2 protein-coding genes are annotated in these 2348 nt (G+C 70.2%); both read right to left on the minus strand.

The genetic code is table 11. From position 1 onward, the window contains the following. Positions 1–38: 38 nt before the first annotated feature. Entirely contained in the window at positions 39–623 is a 585-nt protein-coding gene (locus KDL01_RS44985; RefSeq protein ID WP_212534045.1) for a tetratricopeptide repeat protein, read from the minus strand. A gap of 38 nt (positions 624–661) precedes the next feature. Then, a complete protein-coding gene (locus KDL01_RS40570) occupies positions 662–2242 on the minus strand; it encodes an ISL3 family transposase (protein ID WP_212534046.1) in 1581 nt (526 codons plus the stop codon). Between the last annotated feature and the right edge of the window lie 106 nt (positions 2243–2348).

A 2348-nucleotide genomic window follows, 5' to 3' on the forward strand; every position in this document is an offset into this window, starting at 1 on the left:
ACAGGCTCTGTCGCTGATCTTGTTGCAGGGTCCTGGCGTCAGGCCTCGTTGGTGTTCTCGATGAGGGCGGCGATGAGGTTGTCGATGTGGTCGGGGGCGAGTTCGGCGTTGCGGCGGGCGCGGAGGCGGTCGGCGGCCATGATCCGTCCGTCGGGGTCGTCTTCGAGGTCGTCGGTGGTGATTTCGGTGAGGTCGCCGTAGTAGCGGACCAGTCCGGTGGTCAGCCAGCGGGCGGCTTGCTCGTGGTGGCCGTGCTCGTCGAGGGTCTCGCCGATGATGACGAACACGTCCGGGTCGTCGGGGCGCTGCTTGCGGGCGGTTTCGATCAGGGCGAGGGCCTCGTCGGGGCGGTGCTGGGTGAAGAGGAACTCGGCGTAGAAGCCGTGGAGGCTGCCGGCGACGTGGCCGCCGTCTTCGAGCGCGGTGCGGAACAGTTCCTCGGCCGTCTCGTTGTGCCCGGCGGCGGCGTAGTATTCGGCGGCTTCGGCGTAGCACTGCGCGCGACGATCCGGGTGGGCTTCGCCGCGTCGGCGCAGGGCGTCGGCGTGGGCGAGTTGCTCGGTGGTGCTGGTGGGGAGGTATTCGATGTCGCCGGGGGCGATCCGGGATGTGCGGCGGGGCATGGAGGTGAGCCTACCGGCGGCGTCGGGCCGGGCCGGGGTCAGCGCGCCAGCAGGATCCTGGCGCGCAGCAGATCGAATCCGGCCCGTCCGTACATGCCGCGTTTCAAGGTTTTGATGCGATTGACGTTGCCCTCGACCGCGCCGGAGGAGTAGGGCAAGCTCAGCCCGGCGGTGACGGCGTCCAGGTCGCGGCGCAGGCCGGCGGCGAAGGAGGTCAGATACGGCAAGTCCCCGGCCTCGACGGCGGTGATCCAGCCGGTGATCTCGGCCCCGCGTAGGTTGGTCATGATGGCGGCGAACGAGCGCACGTGCGCGGCCAACTGCCCGAGGTGCTCGCACTGCTCGAGCAGCCCGGCGAGCTGGCCGGTGTCATCGTGATCGAGGTGGTCGGGATGGGTGAGCAGCCACCGGCTGATCGTGTTCGGCTTCGGGATCGGCGGAGCAGTCGGTGCGCCGCGACGGTGCGGGCCGGGGTGGCTCGAGCTGGTGCCGGGGGTGCGGAAGGTCTGTAGGTACCGGCGCACGGTCCGTTCGCTGCCGGTGTATCCGAGTTCGCGGATCCGCTCGGTGATCTGCGCGCCGTCGCAGTGGCCGCTGTTCCACATCTCGCCCACCACATCGGTGAACTCGTCGACCTTCGTGGACCGGTTCTCGGCCTTGACGAGTAGCTCCTCGATACGCGTGGCGTTGGCGAAGCGGCGCACGGTCTGGATGTCCAGGTTCAGCTCCCGGCTGATCGCCGAGCGCGAGAGCCCGGCATCGAGGCGGGAGTGGACCTGCGCGAACCGCTCGCGGGTGCGAGTGACCAGCCGCCGCTCCGGTACTGGCGCGGCCTCCGGTATCGGCACCGGCGGTGCGGTCTCCAGCTCGGGCTCGCCCGGCTCAGGTGGCATGGCCCGCAGGCATCCGTGGTGGGCGGCGACCGTCTTGCCCGCTGCTTCGCACAGGTTCTTCCACAGGTGGAACCGGTCCGCCACCTGGATCGCGTCGGGGGCCGCAGTCACCACGGCCTGGGCATAGGCGCCGGAGCGGTCCCGGCACACGACCTCGGTCCCAGGATGCTCGCGCAGCCAGGCCGCGAGGGTGTCGGCCTCCCGGTCCGGCAGGACATCGACCGGCCGGTGCGTGTCCATGTCGATCAGGATCGTGCCGTAGACATGGCCCTTGCGGAACGCGAAGTCGTCCACGCCCAGGCGCTCGACCGTGCCCGAAGCCGGGATCGGCAGGGAGCGAATCAGCCGGATCAAGGTGTCCTTGGCCACCTCAAGGCCCAGCCGCGTGGACACCCGCGCCCCACCGCGCCCGGCCAGCGCCAGCGCGAGCACCGCCAGATGCCGCTGCGCACTCGGGGTGAAGCGCGCGAACGGCGCGGTCAGCCCCGGTATCTGCTCGGCGAACGTCACCGCGGCGCACCCCTCGTGGACACAGCGGAACCGGCGCACCGCCACCGTGATCCGCACCCGCTGCCCCGACACCGGCGCGTCCATCAGAGACCGGCGATACCCGCCATGCGTCCGCGCGGACACCACCCCGCACCGCGGGCATGTCGCACTCGACCCGCCCGACCGGACCGTGAACACCACCGAGCCCTCGACCGCTTCGACGGAAAGCACACGCATCGACGCGAACTGCGGAAACAGCAACCCAAAACCCTGATCAAGACACGCCGAACAGGATCGCAGAACCAGGGCTCGCACGCCCGCAACAAGATCAGCGACAGAGCCG

This window comes from Actinospica durhamensis (assembly GCF_018139695.1).
GTDB lineage: Bacteria > Actinomycetota > Actinomycetes > Streptomycetales > Catenulisporaceae > Actinospica > Actinospica durhamensis.